General features: G+C 62.1%; 11 protein-coding genes. All 11 read left to right on the top strand.

The window, feature by feature from the left end; genetic code table 11:
- Positions 1-40: 40 nt before the first annotated feature.
- On the top strand, positions 41-2,869 hold the full coding sequence (locus NUW13_11355) for a T9SS type A sorting domain-containing protein (GenBank protein ID MCR4439618.1): 2,829 nt from the start codon (positions 41-43) through the stop codon (positions 2,867-2,869).
- A 24-nt stretch (positions 2,870-2,893) separates the two neighbouring features.
- Positions 2,894-6,034 (top strand): alpha-amylase family glycosyl hydrolase, encoded by a 3,141-nt coding sequence (locus NUW13_11360; GenBank protein ID MCR4439619.1) that lies wholly within the window; start codon positions 2,894-2,896, stop codon positions 6,032-6,034.
- Between the two features lie 116 nt (positions 6,035-6,150).
- Positions 6,151-8,664, top strand: a complete 2,514-nt coding sequence (locus tag NUW13_11365; GenBank protein MCR4439620.1) for an alpha/beta hydrolase-fold protein — start codon at positions 6,151-6,153, stop codon at positions 8,662-8,664.
- A 44-nt stretch (positions 8,665-8,708) separates the two neighbouring features.
- Complete coding sequence (locus NUW13_11370) at positions 8,709-10,541, top strand: sodium:solute symporter (protein MCR4439621.1); 1,833 nt, start codon at positions 8,709-8,711, stop codon at positions 10,539-10,541.
- 13 nt (positions 10,542-10,554) lie between these two features.
- On the top strand, positions 10,555-11,781 hold the full coding sequence (locus NUW13_11375; protein MCR4439622.1) for an extracellular solute-binding protein: 1,227 nt from the start codon (positions 10,555-10,557) through the stop codon (positions 11,779-11,781).
- A 4-nt stretch (positions 11,782-11,785) separates the two neighbouring features.
- Positions 11,786-12,673: a sugar ABC transporter permease gene (locus tag NUW13_11380; GenBank protein ID MCR4439623.1), complete on the top strand. Its 888-nt coding sequence runs from the start codon at positions 11,786-11,788 to the stop codon at positions 12,671-12,673.
- Positions 12,674-12,677: 4 nt separating this feature from the next.
- Positions 12,678-13,520 carry a sugar ABC transporter permease gene (locus NUW13_11385; protein MCR4439624.1) on the top strand — a complete coding sequence of 281 codons (843 nt, stop codon included), beginning with the start codon at positions 12,678-12,680 and terminating at the stop codon, positions 13,518-13,520.
- A gap of 44 nt (positions 13,521-13,564) precedes the next feature.
- The gene (mtgA, locus tag NUW13_11390) at positions 13,565-14,803 is read left to right on the top strand and encodes a monofunctional biosynthetic peptidoglycan transglycosylase (GenBank protein MCR4439625.1); all 1,239 of its coding nucleotides are present in this window, start codon (positions 13,565-13,567) and stop codon (positions 14,801-14,803) included.
- Complete coding sequence (locus NUW13_11395; protein MCR4439626.1) at positions 14,763-15,560, top strand: energy transducer TonB; 798 nt, start codon at positions 14,763-14,765, stop codon at positions 15,558-15,560. Before mtgA ends, NUW13_11395 begins: the two co-directional genes overlap by 41 nt.
- 139 nt (positions 15,561-15,699) lie before the next feature.
- Positions 15,700-18,144 (top strand): glycoside hydrolase family 31 protein, encoded by a 2,445-nt coding sequence (locus NUW13_11400; protein MCR4439627.1) that lies wholly within the window; start codon positions 15,700-15,702, stop codon positions 18,142-18,144.
- Between the two features lie 49 nt (positions 18,145-18,193).
- On the top strand, positions 18,194-19,528 hold the full coding sequence (locus NUW13_11405) for an amino acid permease (protein ID MCR4439628.1): 1,335 nt from the start codon (positions 18,194-18,196) through the stop codon (positions 19,526-19,528).
- Positions 19,529-19,532: the final 4 nt, after the last annotated feature.

The following is a 19,532-nucleotide window of genomic DNA, read 5'->3' on the forward strand; positions in this document are numbered from 1 at the left end:
GCATGCGAAGATCGGTTGCAGTAGCCGAGGGAGGTAGAAAATGGAAAAGCGGGTTTTTCTCTTGGTCGCCTTGGTCGCTGTGCTGATGATGGCATCCCAATCGTTTGCACAGGCCAGGGGCGAGACAGGGGCAGTGGGATTGTATCTGACCAACGCGGGGCAGATTCGACTCTACGCGCCGAGTAACTCAGGGACGCGGCATGTGGGTCGCATCACAATGTCGGCAGGCCTCTCCATGGACGCCGTGTATGACTACGTCCAGGATGCCGACAAGGTAATCAACGCCTACAAGCTTGCCACACCCACCAAGGCCGACGTGGAGCTGTACACGGAGGCCGACAATAGCTACTCCAATCTGCCGCCGAACGTGCACGTGCGCGTGCACCTCTATGGCTGGAACAATGACAAGTTCTTTTTGGCGCGCTTTGCGGTGGTCAACATGGCTGCAGAGACCGTGCAGCTCTACCTGGGTGCCACGGTAGTGCCGATGGTTGGCGCAGGATACGACGGTACTTGCGAATGGAATGCCACCCACCGCATCGCCTACAACTATCGCGGCACCGATCCCCCACACCTGGGCGTGGCGCTGGTTTCTGGGGAGCCGTATTCCTACAAGATCCGTGACTGGCACGACTACTCGCCAGATCCCAACTCGGACCAGGCGCACGACTCCACGCGCTTCAAGATGCTGACCGAGACGGGCTTTGACGGTCCGCTGACGTTCGGCGTAGACGGGGCAATCTACAATGTTAACGCTGGTGCCTACACCCTTGCCCCCGGCGACTCGGCGGTTCTCACCTACGCGGTAGTGTACGGCGACGGGCTGGCCGATCTGCTCGCCAATGTGCAAGCAGCCAGGGCGCGCTATCGTGCTGCATTCCCCCCATCTCGCGTGCGTGTCACTTTTGTGGCGAACACGGCGACGGTGCCGGACACGTTGGGGCCGAGCTCGACGGTGCAGGTGCGAGGCAGTGGTGGGCCGTTGACGTGGAGTGGGGCATCGCCGGTGTTTTTGCAGAATGTGGGTGGCGACTACTGGAAGGGGACGGCGGAGTTCACTCCTGGGGAGCGGGTGGAGTTTAAGTTTTACACCAATGCGCACGACACGGTGTATGGGGGAGCGGAGTGGGAGCACCAGGGTTGGGAGGGGGATGTGGCGACCGGCAATCGGGTGTTGGTGGTGGGGGATGCGGACACGACCTTGCCGTTGCAGTTTGTGAATGGCTGGTTGTGGGGTGCGGAGCAGTATGCGCGGCCGTGGGTAGAGGAGCCGAACAGTTTTGTGGTATGGGTGCGGGTGAATGTGCAGGGGTGGGAGGATTTCAACCCGGCGGCGCAGGTGATAGGGTTGCGGGGTTCGAACAATGTGGATTGGGGTCAGACGGGTGAGATTTCGTGGGGGCGGACGTATCCGTTGGTGCGGGAGAGCGACCATGTGAACATGGGTTCTCGGCAGTACAGTGGGGGGTATTTCTACAGTGGTGCGGTGCATGTGCCGGATCAGTATGCGGGGCATGGGATAGAGTTCAAGGTGGTGGTGCACCGTGCGGGTGCGGCGTTGGATGAGGATTGGGGCAATTTGGTGTACAATCCGAGTTTGCAGAATCACGTGGACTTGAGTGGGGTGGACACGACGGTGCACTGGTTTTGGTTTGACAACAAGCGGCCGCGCGCGGTGGAGCATCGGGATCAGGTGGTGGTGACGTGGGTAGCGGATTTGGGGCAGGCGATTGCGAATTTTGGTTTTGCGCATGGGGACACGTTGTTGGTGCGCTCGGGGTATTTTGGCACGGCGGCGGGGGTGCGCACGGTGCAGATGCGGCGGCTTGGGTTTACCTCGCGCTACACGGCCACCGACACGGTGGTGGCCACGATAGGGGGGAAGTTGGACTACCAGTACTACAAGGTGAAGAAGGGGATAGAGTATCGTGAGATTTACTATAACTTTTACTATGCTGGGGAGACGGTGGGGGAGGCGGAGCGGCGGGTGGTGGATCCGATAGGGGGGGCGGTCATCACGGTGGAGGATGTGGTGGCCAGCAAGTCGGACATACACCGGATGCCGTTGTTCCGGAACACGGCGGTGGTGGCGCGGCCGGTGACGGTGACGTTCACCTGTGATGCGCGGCCTGCGGTGTACCAGGTGTTGGCGGGGAGCACGTTGCGGGACATTCAGGGGACCTTGCATGTGACCTCAGCCGATCAGGTGGTGGCGTGGGGTTTGGCGATGAACGGGCCGGCCACGGGAGACTGGGGTACCTGGGGTGCGGGCTTGATGGCGGATCCGGCGCACCGCATGTACGATGACGGCACGCATGGTGACCTGGTGGCGGGGGACACGGTGTACACGTTGGTGTGCTTTTACTCGCCTGATTCGAACGATGTGGTGGGTCAGGAGTTCAAGTTTGGGGTAGGGGGAGGCGACAATGAGGGTGGTTATGGGAACAACCACATCGAGAACATCGACGACAGTGTGCCGGCTTCCATGGTTGCGTCGCAGTTTGGCAGCATTGATCCGGTGTTTTACAGTGCGTGGGATTATGACAATCAGCGGCCGAGGACGGGGGTGGAGGTGGTGAGTCGGGAGGTGCCGAGGGAGTATCGGTTGGGCAACTACCCGAACCCGTTCAATCCGGAGACGGAGGTGCGGTACGAGGTGGCACGGGCGGGGCGCGTGCGGGTGGAGGTGTACAACCTGCTTGGGGTGCGGATAGCGCGTTTGGTGGATGAGGAGCAGATGCCCGGGACCTACCGTGTGCGGTGGGACGGCCGCGATGAGCTGGGACGCCAGGTGGTTTCCGGGGTGTATGTGTGTCGGCTGGTGGCTGGTGAGGTGGTGAAGACGACCAAGATGGTGTTGGTGCGCTAAGGGGCCGCTGCTCACCAGCAACGCATGAAGACCCGAGGGGAGAAGGCCCATGGCTTTCTCCCCTCTTGGTCATGCGGCGAACGAAAGGGCGGGCTGTTGGTCAAGAAAGTGCTTTCGCCAAGGTTGAGAGCCGGTGCGGCCGTGATTGGTCTCCTGAGCCTGACAACGTGGGTGCAAGGTCAGGGTCTGGTGCAGGTGACCTTTCGGCACTACCCGACCTCCACAAGGGTGGTGCGCGCCTTTGTGCCCGGAACGTTCAATAACTGGGGTCCGAACAGTAACGGGCGCATCTATCCCAACGCGCCATCCCAGATGGAGTATGTCGACTCGCTGGGTTTCTACGTGAAGCGCGTTGCTCTGACTGTGGGCACGACGCAGCAGTACAAGTTCCATGAACACTACGACCCCTCGGGCGCGCTGTGGCAGTGGTTCACCGACCCCCTCAATCCGCGCATCAACTACGCGGACAACAACAATTCCGTCCTGCCGGTTGAGCCGGCCATGGTGTTTGAACTTTGGCCGCCCAAGGACGCGGTGCTGAGCAATCAGACGCCCACGATTGTGGCCGCCATATGCGTCGTGCAGGGGGATTCTGTCCTGCTCGAACAGTCGACGGTGAGCGTCGATGGCAAGGTGTGGGGCAGCTTTGCCGGCCGCATGGTGGAGGGGTTATCTCTTCTCCGCTTTCCTCTTCGGGAGCTGACCAGCGGTGTGCATGCGGTACGCGTGGACGTGCGCACTCGGCAAGGGCGACACGCGAGTGATTCCACGTTTTTCACTTACGTGGCGGGGGCGGTGTATTTCGAGACGCCCTCTACCGACAGCTGCTGGGCCGGTGCCCGCACCATTCGCTGGCGCACGGCGCCGGGGGTGGTCGCGCGCACGGTGACTCTCTACCAAGTGGGCAGCCACCCGCTCGTGTTTCAACCTTCCGCTTCCGGGGAGTACCAGTGGACCGTCAATCTGCGCTACGGGATGAATCGCTTTGTGGTGACGGTCACCGACACCGGTGGCGTGACCAGCACCTCAGACACCCTTTGCTTGCGCTACCCGCCGCCACAGGCGCCACAGCCGCAGATTGCCTTTGAGCGCGTCGGGCGGAAAATACGCGTCTCTGGCAGGGGGAACGACCCGCAGGGCAAGAGCGTCAGTTTTCTTTGGTCCTGTCAGGAGACGAACCCGGCAGCGCTCGTCGGAGTGGAGGGGCGTAGCGATTCGACCTTCGAAATCGATCTCCCGCCCGTTCCCGGTGACTATGCACTGAAATTGACTGTCACCGACCCGGATGGGCATGTGAACTCCACAGTCAACTTTTTCAGCGTGGTAAACGACTCTGAGCTCGTGATTCCTCAGCTCTCCACTGTTCCCCTCTGGGTGGCACAGGCGTGCGTGTACTGCATGTTTGTGAGGTCGTTTACCCCGCAAGGGACGTTGCGGGCGGCCACCGATAGCCTCGATCACATCCGGCGAATGGGGTGCAACGTCATCTGGGTGCTGCCGGTGATGGACGTGGAGGGCACAGTCGATCAGGGAACAAACATTGGCTACAACATCGTCGATTTCTACCATGTCGAGCCTTACTACGGCACGGAGGATGACTTCCGCCAGTTCGTGCGCCGCGCCCACGAGTTAGGGCTACGGGTGATTTTGGACGTCACGCCCAATCACACCAGCCGTTCGCACCCATTGGCCTTGAACGTGCGCGCCAAGAAGCGCTTTAGCAGGTACTACGACTTTTATCAACACTCCATCATTCCGCACGATGACAACGGCTTAGGACAGAGTGTGTCCGCAGACGGTATCGTGTACTACTCCGGCTTTTCGGACGCCTTGCTGAACTGGAACTGGGCTGACGAGGAGGCGCGGCAGTACATGCTGGCTGTTTACACGCACTGGCTGCGCACCTATGAGGTCGACGGCTTCCGCCTTGACGTGTACTGGGGGCCACACCGTCGCTATGGGCGCGCTGCCTTCGATGAGCCGCTTCGCCAGGCCCTGCGCGCGGCAAAGGCCGATATCATGCTCTTGGGAGAGAGCAACGGCACCGGCAGCGGCTCGGAGGTGCAATATGCCGACCAAGGTGGCGGCATGGATGTGGGCTATGACTGGATGCTCAGCGGAGCGGTCGACCGCTTCCCTACCATCTCCACGCTGGACGCTCGTCTGTACAATGCTGGGTATCGACCTGGGCCAAACTCGTTCTTCCTGCGCTTCTTGGAGAATCAGGATGAAGACCGCGTGGCCTACCGCTACACCAGCATCGAAAAGACCGTGCCAGTGTCCACAGCCGTGTTCTTGAGCACCGGCATCCCTCTCTTGTACCAGGGGCAGGAGGTAGGCATGGGATATGGGATGTCTGGAAGCAGAGACTACCGGGTGCGCTCCACGGTCAATTGGCAGAACCCAGCGGCCACCGTCCTGGCCAGGCACTACCAGAAATTGGTGCACATCAGGGCCCAGTTCCCCGCGTTTGCCAGGCAGTTCGAGGACAGCAACGGCGACTTGCGCATCGATGGCGCGGACCGCTCCGTACAGGTGCGCTTGTCCACCAGTGCCGCGGATGTCTATGCCTTCGGACGCCCCTGGCAGGATCAAAACGGCGTCGTGGTCATGAACTTTTCTGGCACCCCTGTGGCCTGTGAGGTGGTGGTTCAGCCCATCTCGTGGGCAGAGTTCAGCGACCCCTTCGACCCGGCGAAGTGGTACTATCTGAACGACCTCTATGCTGGCCAGTCCTCGCCCATGCTGGGCGCGTCGTTGGACAGGCTGCGGGTGAGCCTGGCCGCCTACGGCGTAGGGGTTTTCACCATCAGTACCGTTGAGCAGCGAGTGCAGCTGCCGCCGCTCACGGTGGCCGTGGACAGACCGGACCAGGAGGGCGCGATTGTCGGCTGGCAGTTACTTCAAAACTACCCCAATCCATTCAACTCTGTGACCAAGATCCGCTACTGGCTGGCCAGTGCCTGCGAGGTGCATCTGCAAGTCTTCGATGTACGAGGCAGGAGGGTGAAAACCCTGTTTGAAGGTGGCCAATCGGAAGGGGAGCACGTGGCAATGTGGGACGGGAGCGCCGAGGACGGCAAGCAGGTTCCCACTGGACTCTACTTCGTGCGGCTGCTGACCAGGGAATGGACAGACGTGCGCAAAATGGTCTTGGTCAGATGACCCGTTGGCACCGGAGAAGGGTTGCGCACGAGGGCGCTCGGCATTTGTCTTCGGCGATCGTCTTTTTGACGATCTGCCTGGCGAGCGCACCTTCATGGGCGCAGGGAAAGGGCAGGGTGGAACGGGTCACCTTCTTCAGCCAGGCGCTGGGAATCAACAAGAGTGTCAACGTCTACTTGCCGCCAGGCTACGGCGTGCAGGGGGAGTACTACCCGGTGGTCTACCTGTTTCGTGGGCACGAGCGGGAGTGGGTGAACCGCGACGAGGAGGCCAGTCGCCGAGGCAGGAACATCCAGGACATTGCGGACGAGCTCTACGCCAAGGGGCTCATCGGCAAGATGATCTTGGTGATGCCTGGCCTCTCTTCGGACGACAACACCGTGCCGGGATTGGGCGTGAATTTCGTGCAGGTGGCAGCGGCTGGAGGCAAGAGCGGGATCGGCAGCGGACGTTTCGAGGACTTTATGCTCGATGATGTCATCCCGTACATCGACGTGCACTACCGAACGCTCCCGAGCCGCACGCAGCGAGGAGTGGATGGCTTCTCCCTGGGCGGCTACACCGCGATGATGTTTATCACCAAGCACCCGGAACTCTTCTGCTCAGCCGGTGCTTACGATGGCACGATGATGTGGGTTGACCTGGACGACCCGCGCGCCGCCGGCCCTTTGGACGACGGCACCTGGCTGGGTTCATCGCTCTTTGACCCCGCCTTTGGCAGGCCGCGGGACCTTGCCGTGATGCTCAGCTACAATCCCTGCAACTTGGTGCGCGATGCCACACCGGGCAGATTGGCATTGTTGTCCACCTGCCAGTTTTTGATTCACAGCGCCGGGAGCGAGCGGGCAGGCAACCTGCAGCGTTCGCAGCACATGGTCGACGTGCTCCGCTCCCGGGGGCTGGAGAACGCTTTCGCCGATATTCGTCTCGCAGCGAATGCCGAGCACAACTGGTGGTTTGCCGACGAGCACATGCGCCTCGTCTTGCCCCTCCACTGGCAGAAGTTCCAGAACCCGACGTGCACCATGCCTCTTCGCCTTCTCGCGCCTGAGCCGGGCAGCCGTGTGGCTGGGCCGACAACGGTGGTCTGGTCACCCGGCCTTTTGCTGGCCCGCGCGTTCACCTTCCTCTCCTTCAGCCGCGACGAAGGGCAGCATTGGTTTCCCCTTGCCACGTTGACCTCCCCGGACACGACCTTTGTCTGGAACACCGCTGAGGTCGCCGACGGCACGTGCTACCGGTTGCGGGTGCTGGTGGTGGCGGATTCCCTTGCCGGCGTGACCTCGACGCAGGGCAGATTTACCGTGGACAATCCGGGAAACGGCCCGCCGGACTTGGCACTCCTGCATCCGCAGGAAGGCGAGGTGCTCATCGGTACCCAGCTTCTCACGTGGTTTGCTGACGATGCCGAGGGTGATTCGCTGCTCTTTAGCGCCGACTATTCATCCGACGACGGCCAAGACTGGAAGCCCCTCTTTGGCTGGCAGCAGGGAGTGCGGTCATTCGTCTGGCAGACGCCTCTCTTCGAAAACAGCCCTATGTACCGCCTTCTGCTGCGCTGCTCCGATGGGACGGCCACCGTGGTGGATACCTCCTCGCGCTTTGTTGTGGATAACCCCCGCACGGTGCTCGGCCAGGCCGTAGTGCGGCACGTCGCGGGGAACGGTTCCGGCAGCGTTGTCGTTCACGTCGTATCACCGAGCGAGGTAAGGGATGCCCTTTACCGCGTCACCTTCCGAGAAAACCCCACGCGCTACGATGTGTGGGAGGTGGGGAGCGGCACTCAGGTTGTGGCCGGCGCAACGGAGGTGGACGGCGCCACAGAAGGCCCCCTGTTCGACGGCATGCGCCTCGTGGTGGCCGACTTTGCGCAGGCGGAAGTGAACGAGGACAGTACCGGGTGGGCAGTTGGCGCATCCACGCTCTCCTACCGCATCTACTTGCCGACAGTGGACTTGGGAAGTGAACTGCTGGTTGCCGTCCCCTGGCCGGCGGACTATGCCATCACCCTGTTCTCGCAGGTGGTGGATACTTCCAGCGGCTTGTGGGGCGCCCAGCCGCTGCCGATGATGTTCACGGTGCAGGAGTTGGTCTCAGGAGCTGCAGCAGAGGTCGTCTTCAACGACCAGGACGCCGATGCCAGCATTTCTGCGGGGGACGAGCTCTTCTTAGTGGCGCGCGACGAGCAGGGCCAGCCGGTGCTGACGTGGACGATCACCTTCAGCGGCCTGCCTGGCGCCTTGCCGCCCGTTCCCGGGGATGTTTTCGTGCTCAAGACCAAGAAGCCTTTCACCTCTCGGGATGTCTTTGAGTTCAGCCCGCTGAGGAGCGGGGTTGCCGCAGCCGGCACCGCGATCGGGCCGGGAGCTCTGGTCGTTAATGCGTATCCGAACCCCTTTAACGAGGCGGTGACGATCACCTGGACGCTGCCGGCGGCAAGCCTGCGGATTTTTGACCTGCGCGGCAGATTGGTGCGCCAGATGCGTCTGGCGGCCGAAGCGAGTGGCCAGCGCGCTGTGCTGTGGGACGGGGCCGACGATGGTGGCTGGCAATTGCCCAGCGGCGTGTACCTCATTCGCGTGCAAGTCGGCCAAGGCACAAGGACAAGCAAGGTGGTGCTTATGCGATGACAGGACTTTCGACGGAAAGGAACGGCTACTGAGGAGGAGGTGCGATGGTTCTGATTGACTACGTGGTGGTGGGCATCTATCTCATCGCAATAGTGATCGTGGGTCTGCTGCTGCAGCGGCGTGCCTCTGCTGGCATCGACTCGTACTTTCTGGGCAACCGGCGGCTGCCCTGGTGGCTCTTGGGGTGCTCGGGCATGGCCTCCTGCCTGGACGTGAGCGGCACGATGATTAACACTGCCTGGATCTTTGCCCTGGGCGTGAGCGGTCTCTTCATCGAAATCCGTGGCGGGGTCACGCTGCTCATGGCCTTTCTGATGATTTTCACCGGCAAGTGGCAGAGACGGGCCCAGGTGATGACTATGGCCGAGTGGATGCGCTTCCGCTTCGGCGAAGGGCGCCAGGGCGACGTGGCCCGCCTGGTGGCCGCCATCTCGACTATCGTCATGACCATTGCCATGCTCACCTACTTTGCCGTGGGTTCGGGAAAATTCATCGGCACCTTTTTGGGTATCCCACCGTTTCTTGGCATGTCCTCGGAGTTCTGGGCCGCCACCCTGATGATCGTGCTGGCGATGATCTATACCGTGGCCAGCGGGCTCTACGGCGTGGTGTGGACTGACCTGTTCCAGAGCATGTTGATTTTTGCAGTCATCGCCTACACGGCGATACTTTCCTTCCACGTCGCTTTGCCAGAGGTTTTCTCCATTTCCGTGCCGCTAAAGGATGGCGGCTTTCAGGCCGTCCAGGCGACGCGCGCCACCTGGACCAGTGCCTTGCCCCGCTGGAAGGTGGATTTCCCCGCAGACTCGGCCTATGCCATCTACAACCTGTTCGGCATAAGCATCCTTTTCTACCTCATCAAGGTGACCATTGAAGGATACGGCGGCGGCAGTGGCTTTATTGTGCAGCGCCACTTTGCGGCGCGCAGCGACCGCGAGGCAGGGCTGCTGAGCCTGTTCTGGATATTCCTCCTTTCCTTTCGCTGGGTGTTCATTGCTGCCATCGCGGTGCTGGGCATCTCCTATGGGGCAAATCACCATCTCATAAGCGACCCAGAGACGGTGATTCCGGTGGTCATTCGTGACCTCACCCACACGGGCGTGCGCGGGTTGATGGTGGCCGGCCTCATGGCCGCGGCGATGTCCACTTTCGACTCCACGGTCAACGCCGGTGCCGCCTACTGGGTGAAGGACATCTACCAGGCGTTCATCAACCCCGAGGCCAGCGAGCGCGCGCTGATGGTGCACGGGCGGGTGGCATCGGTGGCGGTGGTGCTCATTGGCCTGCTGTTCAGCGTGGTGGTCAAAAACATCAACCAGATCTGGGGATGGATCACCATGAGCATCAGCGCCGGGTTATTTATTCCGGTTCTCTTGCGCTGGTACTGGTGGCGGATGAACGGCTATGGCTTTGCCCTTGGCACAGTAGCAGGCATGGTGGCCGCCGTTCTGCAGCGCCTCCTGCTTCCGGATGTGCCTGAGTACGTGGCCTTCAGCCTCGCCAGCGGGAGCTCGCTTGTGGGGACGATCCTGGGCACCTTGGCCACCAGGCCCACCGATCGGCAGGTGTTGCGCAACTTCTACTGCACCACGCGTCCCTTTGGATTCTGGGGGCCGGTCAGGGAGGTGTTTTCCCCGCAGGTCCAGGACAAGCTGCGCGGGGAGCACCGCCGCGACATCGTGTCGACTTTCATGGCCGTGCCCTGGCAGCTTGTCCTTTTCCTGCTCTGGATGATGGTCATCATGCATCGCTGGGACCAGTTCAAATATGGGTTGGTGTTGCTTGTCGCCCTGTCGATCGGGCTTTACTTCACCTGGTTCCGTCACTTGGGCAAAGAGGTCCCTGCCCAGGGGCGAGGAGGCGCAACTGTCAGTTAAGGCGCACGCGGCCATGCGCAAGCTTCTCCTGGCGATCCTGGTGGGCTTGGTGCTACCCGGTTGTTCCCGCAACGAGCGGCGCATCATGGTCTGGACCTCGTTGCGCCCCGTGGAGCGTCAGGTGCTGGCCGCGCAACTGGCCAAATTCGCCGAGCGCCACCCGGGATGGCAGTTCGGCCAGCTCTTCTACGGGCCGGAGGAGTGCCGCACCAATTTCATTATCTCCGCCTTGGGTGGGAGCGGTCCGGCCTTGCTGCACGGCGCCAGCGACAATGTCGGCCCATTGGTGGAGTTGGGGGTGATCCAGCCCATCGAGCCGCATGTGAGCCAGGCCTTCTTGGATAGCTTCCTCACCACGCCCATTGTGGCGAACACCTGGTACCGGGGACACCTCTACCAGGTCGCCGACCGCCTGGGAAACCACCTCTGCCTGGTCTACAACAAGAAGATAGTGAAGCGAGCTCCCAGAACCATCAGCGAGCTCATCGAGTTCGGCAAGAACTTTTGCCGGGATGAAAACGGCGACGGCAAACCGGACCGCTATGCCTTGGCCTGGAACTACACCGAGCCGTTCTTCGTGGTGCCGTTCATCGGCGGGTACGGCGGTTGGATCATGGACGAGCAGAACAGGCCTACCCTGGACACCCCGGCCGTGGTCAAAGCGGGCAGGCTCATTTACGAGCTGGCGCATGTGCACAAGATCATCCCGGTGGAATGCGACTATGAGATTGCCAATGCCCTGTTCAAAGATGGCATAGCGGCGATGATTATCAATGGCCCGTGGTCGTGGGGCACCTACATTGAAAGCGGCATCGACATCGGCCTGGCCAGGATCCCCATGATTGATGAGACCGGCCTGTGGCCCACGCCCATGGTGTCGCCCTTGGGCTATTCGCTGAACGCCAATCTGCGGGGCGAACGCTTGCGTGTGGCTGTGGAGCTGTTGCGTTTTCTCACCTCCACAGAGGTGGAGTTAGAATTCACCCGGATCGCCAGCACGATACCATCGCGGGTCGACGCCTACGAGCACCCGGTGGTGCGCGACAATGAGCTGCTGCAGCGCTCCATCGACCAGCTGGTGGTGGGGAGGCCCATGCCGGTGGTCACCGAGCTGCGCATGATTTGGGATGCTATGCGTCCGAGCTACCAGGGCCTTTTCACGGGGGCCGTGTCGCCGGAGCGCGCCGCCAAGGACATGCAGCAGATGGCCCTTCGTCTGATCCGCGAGAGCAGGGATTAGGAGCATGGCCGCCTACCAGAGCCACACCAACCGCTTAGCCTACGTCTATGTGCTGCCAGCCCTCGTGGTCATGGGCGCAGTGGTTGCCTATCCGTTCGTCTACAACGTCGTTATTTCCTTCTCCAACATGAACCTGACGCACTTCCGCGACTGGCGGCTCAAGGGATTGAACAACTATGGCGCAGTGCTCAGCGATCGGCTCTTCTGGTACTTTTTGGGCAAGACCTGCCTGTGGACGGTGCTCAACGTGGTCTGCCACGTGGTCATCGGCGTGTTTCTGGCCCTGGTCCTGGACAAGGATCTGCGTGGCAGGACAGTCTTTCGCACCGTGCTCATTCTGCCGTGGGCGGTGCCGCAGTACATCACGGCGCTCACCTGGCGCGGCATGTTCAACGCGGAATACGGAGCGATAAGCTTGCTTCTGGAGAGGGCGCTGGGAATCAAGGTGCCCTGGCTCTCCACCGAGTGGGGGGCCTTTGCTGCCTGTCTGATCACCAACATCTGGCTTGGGTTCCCGTTCATGATGATCGTCGCCTTGGGCGGCTTGCAGAGCATCCCCGACGAGCTGTACGAGGCTGCAGCCATCGATGGTTCCTCCTGGTGGCATCGTTTGCGGCACGTCACCGTCCCGCTGCTCAAGCCGGTAATGGTGCCGGCGGTGACTTTGGGCGTGATTTGGACGTTCAACAACTTTAACGTGGTGTGGCTGGTGAGCAACGGGGGCGAGCCCTCTGACAAGACGCACATTCTGGTCTCTTGGGTCTACAAGGCTGGGTTCACCTATTTCCGCATGGGCTATGCCGCAGCCTTTTCCATGGTCATCTTTGCCATCCTGCTGATGTTCAGCTGGAACTTTATCAAGCGTACCAAGGCGACGGAGGCAGTGTACTGAACCGATGCGCGGGCCACGAACACTTTCGCCCCTGGGCAAAGCGCTGAGCTATGTGGTGCTGAGCTTGTTTGCTCTGTTTGCGCTCTACCCGATCCTGTGTGTCTTTTCGGTGTCGTTGCGCCCGGGCGACCGGCTGCTCAGTAAGTCGTTAGCGATCATCCCGGCGGATGCCACGCTGCAGTCCTACCAGCGCCTGCTGCTCGAGGAGCCGTTTCTGCGCTGGATGGCCAACAGCAGCTTGGTCTCGGCGGTGGTGACATTGGTGGGCGTCAGCTTGGCTGCCACTGCGGGCTATGCTTTCTCCCGCTATCGCTTCGTCGGGCGCGACCAGGCCATGGTGGCCCTCATCACCACGCAAATGTTCCCGGTGACCATGCTCCTTTTGCCGCTGTTCATCGTGCTCATCAAGCTCAAGGCTTACGATTCCTACTGGGCCCTAATCGTCGCCTATTCTGCCACTGCGCTTCCCTTCACTACCTGGCAGATGAAAGGTTACTACGACACCATACCCTTCAGCCTGGAAGAGGCGGCCGCCATTGACGGGTGCTCGCCGCTGCGCACCTTCTGGCAAATTGTGCTGCCGCTTGCTGCCCCGGCCTTGGTGATCACCGCGCTCTTTTCTTTCATGACGGCTTGGTCGGAGTATTTGGTGGCCAATGTGCTCATTCAGGACCAGGACCTCTTGACTCTGCCGTTGGGCCTGAAGATGTTCCAGTCCAACATGGAAGTGGCCTGGGGGCTCTACTCGGCGGGTGCAATCATCGTGAGCATTCCGGTGGTGGCGCTGTTCCTTTTCCTGAGCAGATGGCTGGTCTCTGGACTGACCTTGGGGGGCGTCAAGGGGTAAGAGGTTGGCTTGTGAGAGAGTGAGCGACCAAGGGGGGAGAGGTGATGGCGATGGCGAACCAGGAGCAGTACATTGCGGCCCCTGCCAGGGACGGGCGACGCTGGTGGTGGCGCTGCCTGGTGGCTCTGCTTGTGGTGTGTGCCTTGGGGATCGCGGCCGTTGCCGGCGCGTTGTGGTGGTTGCTGCATGACCTGCCCGGGGAAGATGCCATTCGCGCCTACCGTCCTGCCACGGCCACCGAGGTGCACGACCTGCAAGGGCGATTTATCTTCTCGGTGACCGCCGGGGTCAGTCGCTTGTGGCGGCCGCTGGCCCAGATCTCGCCGTGGCTGGTCAAGGCAGTCATCACCAGCGAGGACGACACCTTCTTCCAGCATGAGGGGATCCGCACGGAGATGATCAAGGAGGCGCTGGCCAAGGATTGGAAGTCCCGGCGCTGGGCACGAGGCGCCAGCACGATTACCCAGCAACTGGCCAAGAATGCTTTTCTTTCCAAGGAAAAGACCCTCACTCGCAAGCTCCGCGAGCTGGTGGTGGCACGGCGGATGGAGAAAGTGCTTCCCAAGCAGCGCATTCTTGAGCTCTACCTCAACGTCGTGGAGTGGGGCGACGGCGTGTACGGCGCCGAGGCTGCAGCGCGCTACTATTTCGGCAAGCCGGCCACTGCCATCACCCTTCCGGAGGCCGCGATGTTAGCGGGCATGCTCCCCAATCCGAAGTACCGCAATCCGTTTCTGCGCTTCGAGAAGGTCATGGGGCATCAGAAGCGGGTGCTGCATCTCATGCGCAACAACGGCGTGATTAGCGCGGAGGAGCACCAGGCCGCCCTAGAGGCGCCAGTGGTCCTGAATCCGGAGGGACCGAAGGCGCTGCGGCGCAGCTTGGCCAGGAGCGGCGACTGCTTCAAGGACACGCTGGTGCGCTACCTGCGCAGCCGGCTGGGTGAGGCGCGGCTGTTCGCGGGCCAGCCCGTGACGCTGACTCTGGACCTGGAGGTGCAGCGGGCACTGGCGTCGCGCGCCGGGGGTGAGGGGCCGCTCATTGTGGTCGCCAAGCGCGAAGGGCGCATCGTGGCCTTTGTCTGCACCGACTCCACCCATGCCCAGACGCTTCTTCTGCTCGCGAAAGCGCACGAGGTAGAGGAGGAGGCTACTTCGGCGGGCGTCGACTCCTCCAGCTCGACGTGGTTGGCTCCCCTCGGCGACTGCGCGCTCGAGGTCATCAGCGATGAGGATTTGATGCATGAAGACTTGCTCTTGCAGCCCTCCAGGGCACGGCGATAAGCCGCCTGGCGCGTGGGCGGTCTCCCTGCGCGCGATCGTGCTCGCGGTGGCTTTGAGCTGCGCGTTCCTCGTTGCCGCTTGCAGTTCGGCGCGGCGCCTGAGCGACAAGGCCGAGCACAAGTCACGCTTAGAGGCTCTTCATCGCGCCTTGGGCAACATGACCCTGGTGGGCGACTACCAAGGCGCCATGGGCCTGGTTCAGGAGATGCTGTTCTTGGACAGCACCTTCATCTATTTGGACGACTACCAGCAGCTCTACCAGTGTGGGTTACGCACCGGGCTGGTGAACACGGCCTGCGTGGCACTTCACTTTGGCAGATGGCGCGCCTCCCGCCTCAAGGACCCTGGCAACCGCGACGCCGCGCTGAGCGCGTTCCAGGGGTGGCTTACCATGCTCCACTACCGCGCAGCCGCGCGGGAGCTCACCGTGCTGGATGGGCATCTGGGAAACCTGCTCAGTCAAGGGGTCGATGCCTTTCCTTGCCTGCCTGTGGGCGGTGTGGCAGCAGTGCAACGGCGCGTCAAGACGCCGCGCGGTTACGAGGCTCCGCCAGGGGTGGTGACCGTGCAGGTCACGGTCAACGAGCAGGGCCGCGTGGTGGACTGCGCCGTGGTTGGCCCGCTGGAGCCGGTCGCCGATCAGGCGGTGATCGAGGCGGCCTATCGCACCTTTTTCTTCCCCGCTTTTGTCAAAGAGAAGCCCGTGGGTGCCACCGCGGTGGTAGAAGTGCCGGTGCGCGCCCGGGGCCAGCGCTGAGTCATCGGCACGCCCGAGCGCTGCGGCGCGTGGACCGCGGACTCAAGGCGCTCGCATTTGGGACCTGGTCCCGCCGAGCTGCTCCGCTTCTCGAGTGGATCCCCAATGGCACACCATTCGCAAGAGGAGGGAGATGTCAATGGGCAGGGCTTTGAGAACATGGGCACTTTGGCTACTCTTCCCCAGTCTTGCCACTGCCGGCTACCGCAGCTTAGGCGAGGTCAAGGGGAGCTCCTGGCAGGACAATCGCCTCACCCTTGACTGCGGTGGCCCGCAAGTACAAATCACCGTGCTTGCCTCTGACTTGGTGCGCGTGCGGCTGGGGCCTGCTGGGGAATTTGGCCCCGATTTTTCCTACGCACTGCTGGGGCGTGACTGGCCGCGCCTCTCATGCGCGGTTACCGAGGACGAGACCCAGATCGTCCTGCGCACTACCGAGCTCCAGGTGCGCATCCAGCGGATGCCGTGCCGGGTGACTTTCTGCACGGCCGAGGGGGCGGAGCTGTGCCGCGACCTTGAGGCCATGGGCATGGCCTGGGATGGCCCGCGCGTACAGTGCTTCAAGATGTTGCATCCCGAGGAGATCTTTTATGGTCTGGGGGAGAAGACTGGACGCCTCAATAAGCGCGGCAGGTCATGGGTGATGTGGAACACCGACCACCCTGGCTATGACTCCGCTACCGACCCGCTTTACCAGTCGCATCCGTTTTTCATCGCCATGCGCGGCGGGAACGCCTACGGCATATTTCTCGACAACAGCTACCGCAGCACGTTCAGGTTCGGCGCCGGAACCTCGGCCTTCTACTCGTTCGGCGCAGACGGAGGCGAGCTGGATTACTACTTCATCTGGGGCCCCAGTCTGAAGAAGATACTCACCCGCTACAGCGAGTTAGTGGGGCGCATGCCACTTCCTCCGCTGTGGGCGCTGGGCTTCCAGCAGTGCCGCTGGAGCTACTACCCGGAATCGGAGGTGCGCACCCTCGCCCAGACCTTCCGGAACAAAGGGATCCCCTGCGATGCAATCTACCTGGATATCCACTACATGGACGGCTACCGTTGCTTCACTTGGGACGCGAACCGCTTTCCTCGGCCACAGCAGATGCTGGCGGATTTGGGCGCGCTCGGGTTCAAGGTGGTGGTCATCATTGACCCGGGCATCAAGGTCGACCCCGCCTATTGGGTGTGCGCCGAGGGGTTGGCCGGCGACCACTTCTGTCGGCTGCCGGATGGCACGCTGCACGTCAGCCAGGTGTGGCCAGGGGACTGCTACTTTCCGGACTTTACCAGGCCCACGACTCGACAGTGGTGGGGCAGCCTCTATGCGGGTCTCATCGCCGACGGTGTGTCCGGCTTCTGGAACGACATGAATGAACCTGGCGTCTGGGGCGGCACATTCCCGGACATCGTCCAGCACTCCCACACCGGCCAGCTTGTCGACCATTTGGCAGTCCACAATGTCTACGGGCTGGAGATGGCCCGCGGCACTTACGAGGGTGTGCGGAAGTTGCGGCCGGACAAGCGTCCCTTCGTCCTCACGCGCGCTGGCTTCGCCGGAGTGCAACGGTATGCCGCAGTCTGGACTGGCGACAACGTGGCCAACTGGGAACACCTGCGGTTAGCGCTCACCATGTGCCTGGGCCTCGGCATGTCGGGCGTGCCGTTCGTGGGGTTTGACATCGGCGGCTTCGAGGGGAGCCCCACACCGGAGCTCTTCACCCGCTTTCTCCAGCTTGGCATCCTCACGCCCCTCTGCCGCAACCATACCTCCTATGGCACCCGCGACCAGGAGCCTTGGGCGTTTGGCGACAGCTTCGAGGAGATGAACCGGCGCGCCATCCGCCTGCGCTATGAGCTCTTGCCCTATCTGTACGACGTTTTTCGCGAGGCCTCCCTCACCGGCATTCCGGTAATGCGCCCGTTGGTACTGGAGTTCCAGAAAGACCCGGCCACATGGGAGCTCGACGACCAGTTCTTGGTAGGCGACGCACTCCTGGTCGCTCCCGTGCTCAGCGAAGGGGCGCGCATGCGGTGGGTCTACCTGCCGGAAGGGCAGTGGTACGACCTGGCCACCAACCAGCTCCATCGCGGGCCGGTCAGGGTCATGGTGGATGCGCCACTGGAGCGCGTGCCGCTCTTTGTCCGCGCCGGCACGGTGATCCCCATGCAGGAGCCCGTGAATTTCGTGGGCGAGCGGCCGGCCGCGCCGCTCATCTTGGGCGTTTATCCGGGCGACCGCTCATCTGTCGATTCGCTGTACGAGGATGCCGGGGACGGGTTTGCCTATGAACAGGGCGAGTATGCCCTGCGGCTGATTTCTCTCGCCAGGGATAGACAGGCGCTGCGCGTGGCATTGGGCCCCAGGCGGGGCACCTACCAGCCGCCGCGGAGCCATGTGCTGCTCAGAGTGAACGGCTGCGCACGAGTGCCGCGGCAGGTGACGATGCAGGGACAGGTCTTGCCGCACGTGGACAGCATGGACCGCCTGCAGAATGTGGACCGGGGCTGGTTCTACGAGGCAGAGCGGATGATCACCTGGGTCAAGCTGCCGGAGAGCCCAGGGGAAGTCAATATAGAGCTGCGATGAACTGTTCTGGGCAGGATTGGCGAGATAGTGCGGCCAGCAGGGAGCCATCATGGGTATCAAAGCGAAGCTGAACGCCTTCGACACCACCATGATCGTCGTCAGCCTGGTCATCGGCATTGGCATCTTCCGCACGCCGGCGATGGTGGCCGCCGCTACCAAGAGCACCGGCCTCTTCTTTGCCGCCTGGGTGTTGGGTGGGCTCATCAGCCTGATAGGGGCGCTCACCTTTGCCGAAATCGGCTCCCGCTTTCCCAAGCCTGGAGCCTACTACAAGGTGGTGGCGGAGTGCCACGGTTCGTGGCTGGCCTTCATGTTGAACTGGATCAACGTGCTCTTTGTCAATGGCGTGGGCGCCGCAGCCGTGGCCACCATCGGCGCCGAGTACCTCTGTCCCATTCTCCTGCCAGCTCACTCGCGTACGCACCTGGCCACACAGCTCAGCGCGGCAGGGCTCATTGTCATCTTGTTTGTGATCAACTACCTGGGCATCAGGACGGGCGCCTGGGTGCAGGACGTGCTGACGGTACTGAAGATCGTCATGATCGCGGCCATCGTCCTCGCAGCGCTGCGTTCTGGGCAGCAGGAAGGGGTGGCGGCGGCCGCCTCTGGGCGCACAAGGCCTGCTTGGCTCGCCCTGGGCACGGGGCTCATTTCGGTCCTCTACGCGTACGGCGGCTATCAATGCACCATCAACTTTGGCGCCGACGTGAAAGGCTCTGCGGCAACGATGCCCAGAGGGATCTTCTTTGGTATCGCTATCATCATCGCCTGCTACCTGCTCCTCAACGCTGCCTATCATCGTGTGCTGGGGATTGCTGGCATTGCTGGCGCCGACCTGGTCGCCGCCGAGGTGGCGCGGCGCTGCTTTGGCGAGCTCGGCCATCTGTTCATCTCGCTGGCCATTGTCCTTTCGGCGCTCGGTTTCCTCAACGTTACCCTGATGCAGATCCCGCGCGCCTACTATGCCATGGCCGCGGATGGAGTGCTGCCTGCGGTGTTCATGCGGGTGAACGGCAGGACGCAGGTGCAGGAGTTCACGCTGACCTTTTTCGTGTGCACGATTTTGCTCTCCATCGCTTTTCTGGGGACCTTCCAGCGGATGGTGGGCTACATCATGTTTCTGGACTGCCTGACCATCGCGGTGGTGGCCTCGACGGTCTTTGTGCTGCGCCGGCGAGGGGGCGGTGCAGGCTACAGGGTGCCATTGTACCCTGTGCTGCCTGTGCTGTTTGTACTGAGCATGCTGGTGGTGCCGGCGGCGGTGGCGATCACCCAGCCCATGACAGCGGTGGCGGGTGCAGGGGTGTGCCTGCTGGGCTATCCGGTGTTTGTCCTGTTGCGGCGGGTGGTGCCTCGGCGGGAGTGGTCCCAGGGGCAAAGGTAGCCGC

The organism is candidate division KSB1 bacterium, assembly GCA_024655945.1.
Classification (GTDB): Bacteria; Zhuqueibacterota; Zhuqueibacteria; order JANLFK01; family Oleimicrobiaceae; genus Oleimicrobium.

Bases quoted from the DNA above. Each gene is read 5' to 3' on its own strand.
- NUW13_11355 (MCR4439618.1), top strand. From the start codon at position 41: ATGGAAAAGCGGGTTTTTCTCTTGGTCGCCTTGGTCGCTGTGCTGATG.
- NUW13_11400 (MCR4439627.1), top strand. From the start codon at position 15,700: ATGGGCAGGGCTTTGAGAACATGGGCACTTTGGCTACTCTTCCCCAGT.
- NUW13_11405 (MCR4439628.1), top strand. From the start codon at position 18,194: ATGGGTATCAAAGCGAAGCTGAACGCCTTCGACACCACCATGATCGTC.
- NUW13_11385 (MCR4439624.1), top strand. From the start codon at position 12,678: ATGCGCGGGCCACGAACACTTTCGCCCCTGGGCAAAGCGCTGAGCTAT.
- NUW13_11375 (MCR4439622.1), top strand. From the start codon at position 10,555: ATGCGCAAGCTTCTCCTGGCGATCCTGGTGGGCTTGGTGCTACCCGGT.
- NUW13_11370 (MCR4439621.1), top strand. From the start codon at position 8,709: ATGGTTCTGATTGACTACGTGGTGGTGGGCATCTATCTCATCGCAATA.
- NUW13_11380 (MCR4439623.1), top strand. From the start codon at position 11,786: ATGGCCGCCTACCAGAGCCACACCAACCGCTTAGCCTACGTCTATGTG.
- NUW13_11395 (MCR4439626.1), top strand. From the start codon at position 14,763: ATGAAGACTTGCTCTTGCAGCCCTCCAGGGCACGGCGATAAGCCGCCT.
- mtgA (MCR4439625.1), top strand. From the start codon at position 13,565: ATGGCGATGGCGAACCAGGAGCAGTACATTGCGGCCCCTGCCAGGGAC.
- NUW13_11360 (MCR4439619.1), top strand. From the start codon at position 2,894: ATGAAGACCCGAGGGGAGAAGGCCCATGGCTTTCTCCCCTCTTGGTCA.